We start from the raw sequence: 5,013 nt of genomic DNA, 5'->3' as shown, positions 1-5,013 counted from the left end.
TGGCGGCGCTGCTCACCGGAGGCCAAGGCCTGCTGGACGTCGGTGGGCCCCAGGTAGGTGAAGCGCAGCTCGGCCACCGGTGCGCTGGAGGAGGGGACAACGGCGCGCACCTTGGGGGCTTCGACGAGCAGCCGCCCCTTCGAGCCGGGAGCGAGCGCTCCCTGTGTGGCGCGGAGCTGCTGGGGAGAAACCCGGGTGAGCTTGCTCGGCGGTGGCTCGCGCGCGCGGGCCGTGGGCCCTGGGCTGAGCAGGCCCAGCGCCAGGACGAGCAGCCGCGACTTCAAGGGGCTTCCCGTCCCAGGAAGGCGCCAAGAGACTCAAGGTGGGCTCGAAGCCAGGCCTGCTCCGCGCGGAGCCGTGCCAGCTCGAGCGTGAGGTAGTCATGGAACCGGCGCACCTTTCCCGTCTCCAGGGACTGGATGGACTGGAGCTGGCTCTCCAGATCGCCGACGAGCACCGTGACTTCGCGCAGCCGGACCTCCTCGGTGCTCTGAGAGGCGCGCAGCTGGTGGAGCAGCCTCTCCACGCGCTGCGGCAGTCCCTCCACGTCTTCCTCAAGGGCCCGCAGCCGGGCCTTGCGCGCCCGCTCATTGGCCGCGGCCTGGCTCAAGCCCCCGAGGTTGTAGGAGACGGTGATCATCCCAAAGAGGGGGAGCTCCTGAGGCACGTCGATCAGCTCGTCATAGCCGCCACGCAGGCGGACACTCCAGGCGGTGGAGCGGCGCACCTTGCCAGAGAGCCGCTCGAGCTCGTCGTCCGCGGTCCGCAGCTCCTGGAGCAGCGCTGAGAGGGAACGCTCCGGCCGGGGAGGGAGACGCGCGAGGCGCTCCTGATCGCGGGTGGTGTCGCTCGCCAGGGCGCGCAGGGCGTCCAGACGGAGCTGGAGCGCGTTGAGCTCGTCCAGGGTGGCCCGGCCCTCCCGGAGATCTGTCCGGAGTGCCTCGACGAGCCGCTCACCCTCGGGGATGGCCGCCTGGAGCACGGCGAGGCGGGCCTTCAGCGCGGGAGCGGCGCTGAGGTCTGGCCCGGACTGCAGCGCGGCCTGGAGTGCCGAGCTCGCACGGTGGCGTTGGCACTCGGCCTCTGCTCGGCGACGGAGCGTCATCCCCCGGTACGCGCCGACCAGCTCGTAGCCGAGCCCCGCGGTGATCCGCAGCTTTGGTGCGCCCAGGGGCGCCTCTCCGGCTCCACTCGCGGCCTCGCCCGGGTTCACGACACCAGCGCTCGCGAAGAGCTCGGGCGCCAGCAGCACCGCCGTCTCCGCGTCAGTCATTCCCCGGATGAAGTCACACCATGCGGGCTCGGGGCCCGCGCGCTGCTCCGAAGGAGCAGGGGGCGTGTGCGTGTCGGCCGACTGCGCTCCCGCCGGGTACAGCGCGGCGAGGCAGAGCAGCGTGGCCCATGTGATGGATGTCCTCATGCCCACCTCCTTGGCACTACAGCAGGAGCGGTGGCCGCCCCATGTGGAGCAGCTCCTCCTGGACGGAGGCGCCGTCCTGGAGCTGGAGTTCCACCATCACGCCTCGCAGGAAGTGCTGACGGATGGGGTGTTTCACCGACACCTCGCCTTCCAGCACTTCGCCCACCACGCCGACCTGCTTGCACCACACCAGCTTCGCCGCGCACGCGTAGAGCGGCGTGCCAGGGAGGGCATTCTCCAGGTTCTCGTACGGAACGAAGGCCACCGTGAGATGGCCCTCCAGGGCCCTCAGGTGCGGCGAGGCGCGGATGGTGGCGAGCAGCTTCTCGTACCGCGCGGCAGCCTCCTCGAGCGCTCGCAGATCCTCCTGGAGCGCGCCACGGCTCGCCTCGGCGCGGGCCTGCTCCAGCACGGATCGGGTGTGCTCGCGCTCCAGCAGGAGCACCTCCGCGGTCGCTCTGCCGGCCTTCGCTCCACTCCCGCCCTGTGCGGCATCAAAGCTCTGGAGCTCCCGGCGCAGCTCTGCCTGGCGTGTCTCCAGATTCACCGCATGCTCGGCCAGCGTGAGGTTGCTCTGAGCCATCTGCGCGAGCTGGTGGTTGGTGGTGAGGTGATCCTCCTGCTCCAGCAGGTGGGCTCCGTAGAGCGCCTCGGTCCGCACGCGGGCCAGGCGGGAGTAGGCGCGGTTGGACTCCTCGATCTCCTGGCGGGCGTTCTGGTACTCGCGCTGCAGGGAGGTCAGGAGCCGCAGGGCCTGCGCTCGAGAGGCGCGCTCGCTGCCGAGGGCCACCAGGAAGCGCTCCTGGAAGTCCCGCTCGGCGGCGAGCGTGCGATCGGCATCGGCGAGCCGCACCTGCACCTCCCGTCGATCGGCCAGCACCTGGTCGCGCGCCGAGGCCTGCTGGGCGATCTGCGCATTGAGCTGGAGGATCTGAGGATCCGTGGGCGAGAGCACGGTGGGAGCCACCCAGCGCCGGCTCAGCAGGAAGAAGGCCTGGAGGCTCAGGTAGGTGATGAACCCGAGCAGGATGAGACAGAGCAGCAGAGTGCCCAGGGCCTTGTAGGCGTTGACGGCGACGGCGTTCACTCTGTTGGCGACTTGCTGGTTCATGAGGCGCCCTCACGAGGTGGGAGGGAGACGCCCTCAGGGGGGGGCGCCTCGGCGTGGGTGGGGGCGGGGCTGCCGCGCGTCTCCCAGCTCCCCGAGTCCAGGGTCAACAGGGCCAGCGGCGTGAAGAGCGCGTAGGTGACGGGCATCATCAGCGCCATGGGCAGAAAGCACAGGGCGGGGATGCGGCGATCCTCGGGCAGGTGGCGGGTCTCCACCCGGTAGATGAAGCCCAGGAAGGCCACCACCAGCATGTGCATGGCGAGGATGTCCCAGAGCTCGTCGTTCAAGACATTGTGGACGATGACGACGGGGTAGGAGAGCAGCAGGGCGAGCTGCGAGACGTAGTGGATGGTGATGACCGGGTGCAGCCGCCACGCGTGGCTCAGCCCGCCGAGCATGTCCACCAGGTTGGAGCGCCGCCAGCGCAGCTGCTGCGCGAAGTAGGCGGCGAGGGTGGCGGGCGCGGCGGTAAAGCAGAACGCCTCCGTCGTGTAGACCGTCTCGTAGCCGGCCTTGACGATCTGGCGGGTGAGGAAGCGGTCCTCGCCATACTTGATGGGGACGCCCGCGATGGCACGGCCCTCGAGGATGGGCTCCAGCTCCATCAGCACCTGGCGGCGGTACGCGGTGAGGCAGCCGGACAAGCACAGCACCGTGCGGAAGCTCCGCTCCAGATCCTTGAGCCACTCCTGTGCGAAGTGGAACTTGATCTCGATCATGCGCGTGAGCCAGTTCTGGTGGCGGTTGACCACGTACGTGCGGCCTCCCACGGCGGCCACGCGTGGGTGGGTGAACCGGCGGATGAGCTGGCGCACGGCGCCGCGGTCCACGGTCACGTCCGAGTCCACCGAGACGATGATCTCCGCCTCCGTGGCGCGCACTCCGCGGTTGATGCCCTTGCGCTTGCCCATGTTCACCGGGTTGCGCATCACCCGGACGTTGGGGCGGCCCTCGGCGGCCTTCTGCGCCCAGGCGTAGCTGTCGTCCTTGGAGCAGTCGTCAACGACGAGGATCTGCAGCTTGTCCGGGGGGTAGTCCTGTTGGAGCAGGCTGAGGATGACGTGGTAGATGCCCTCACCCTCGTTGTAGAGCGGGATGATGATGGCCACGGTGGGCTCGTAGGCGTCATTCGTGACATCGAACTGCGGGCCCCGGAGCCGGCGCAGCAGCGGCCCGAGCAGGTAGCGGTTCATCAGCACGACGAGGAACAGGATCTGGATGGGAAATAGCTCCATCGACTGAGTGCTCCCCCTCGCCCCGGGCGACTTCAAGGCGCGCAAAAGGTCGAGCCCCTGACGCTGGGGATCAACCTGCCTCGGGGGGTGTGCCCGGCGTCCTCCAACGTCCAGGTGTCTCGGCGGAGAGGGACGGTTGGCCCCTGGAGGCTCGGACTTACGTTCACCACCCATTTCTGGGGTCAGGGGGCGTGATGAGAAGACGGGGGGCGGGGTGGGAGGGAGTGGTGGGGATGTGGATCCTCGGGGGCGCGCTGCTGGCCACCCCTGTGGCGGCGCAGAGCCCGGCTGAAGTCGGACAGTGGGGGCCCTTGATGAGCTGGCCCATCTCCGCCACCCACGCCCACCTGCTGCCCACAGGCAAGGTGTTCATCTTCGGCGAGTTCGAGGAAGGCGCGTTGCCGCCTCTCCTCTGGGATCCTGCGGCGGACACGCTCACCCAGGTGCCCGTGCCGCACTACAACATCTTCTGCGCGGGCCACTCGTACCTGGCGGATGGCCGGTTGCTGCTGACGGGGGGGCACATCGACTCCCATGAAGGCGAGCCCCACGCGCTCATCTTCAACCCATTCACGTCCTCGTGGGAGCACGCGCCGGACATGAACGACAAGCGCTGGTACCCCACCAACACCACGCTCCCCAATGGAGACATCGTGGTGCTGTCCGGCGAGACCGTCGGCGCAGGCACGAACAACTCGATGCCGCAGCGGTGGGACGCGGCCTCGGGCACCTGGCGGAACCTCGGCACGGCCTGGAAGGATCTGCCGTACTACCCGCGGATGTTCCTGGCGCCCAACGGCAAGCTCCTCTACGTGGGGCCTGGGCGTGCCAACCACTACCTGGATCCCGAGGGGACGGGGACGTGGTTCGAGTCGGCCAGGCGCCTCTTCGGGGGCCGGTCGTACGGCGGCGCGGTCATGTTCGATGACAAGGTGCTCGTCGCGGGCGGCGGGGATCCGCCCACGAGCACCGCCGAGCTCCTGGATCTCAACGCCGCCTCACCGGCCTGGCAATACACGGCGCCCATGAGCGTGGCTCGGCGGCAGCACAACACGACGCTGTTGCCCGATGGCACGGTGCTGGTGGTGGGGGGCAGCAGCGTGGAGGGGTTCAACAACGCCGCTGGAGCGGTCTACCACTCCGAGGTGTGGGACCCTGCCACGAACACCTGGACGTCGCTGGCTCCTGGCTCGGCCTACCGTGGCTATCACTCGACCGCGGTCCTGTTGCCGGATGGGCGGGTGCTG

The 5,013-nt window shown here is 69.2% G+C and carries 4 protein-coding genes and 1 pseudogene; 1 reads left to right on the top strand and 4 read right to left on the bottom strand.

Translation table 11 applies throughout. The features are described 5' to 3' along the window. The 4 genes and pseudogenes from VD972_RS04815 to VD972_RS04800 all read right to left on the bottom strand — a co-directional run. Positions 1–284: pseudogene (locus VD972_RS04815) on the bottom strand (hypothetical protein); the annotation flags it as partial. Beyond that, a complete protein-coding gene (locus tag VD972_RS04810) occupies positions 281–1,420 on the bottom strand; it encodes a hypothetical protein (RefSeq protein ID WP_324981446.1) in 1,140 nt (379 codons plus the stop codon). The gene VD972_RS04810 and the pseudogene VD972_RS04815, both read right to left, overlap by 4 nt. A gap of 16 nt (positions 1,421–1,436) precedes the next feature. Then, positions 1,437–2,531: a hypothetical protein gene (locus tag VD972_RS04805; RefSeq protein ID WP_324981443.1), complete on the bottom strand. Its 1,095-nt coding sequence runs from the start codon at positions 2,529–2,531 to the stop codon at positions 1,437–1,439. After that, a complete protein-coding gene (locus VD972_RS04800; RefSeq protein WP_324981441.1) occupies positions 2,528–3,766 on the bottom strand; it encodes a glycosyltransferase in 1,239 nt (412 codons plus the stop codon). Before VD972_RS04800 ends, VD972_RS04805 begins: the two co-directional genes overlap by 4 nt. 194 nt (positions 3,767–3,960) lie before the next feature. On the opposite strand from VD972_RS04800, the gene VD972_RS04795 reads away from it, so the two are divergent. Continuing rightward, positions 3,961–5,013, top strand: a 1,053-nt coding sequence (locus tag VD972_RS04795) for a kelch repeat-containing protein (RefSeq protein WP_324981438.1), incomplete at its 3' end; no start/stop codon positions are given.

It is taken from the genome of Hyalangium sp., from assembly GCF_035629615.1.
Lineage (GTDB): Bacteria > Myxococcota > Myxococcia > Myxococcales > Myxococcaceae > Hyalangium.
This window is presented reverse-complemented; position numbering and strand designations above follow the sequence as displayed.

What these genes read in the sequence shown, in the direction of transcription:
- VD972_RS04810 (WP_324981446.1), bottom strand. Translation starts at nt 1,420, where the DNA reads ATGAGGACATCCATCACATGGGCCACGCTGCTCTGCCTCGCCGCGCTG.
- VD972_RS04805 (WP_324981443.1), bottom strand. Translation starts at nt 2,531, where the DNA reads ATGAACCAGCAAGTCGCCAACAGAGTGAACGCCGTCGCCGTCAACGCC.
- VD972_RS04800 (WP_324981441.1), bottom strand. Translation starts at nt 3,766, where the DNA reads ATGGAGCTATTTCCCATCCAGATCCTGTTCCTCGTCGTGCTGATGAAC.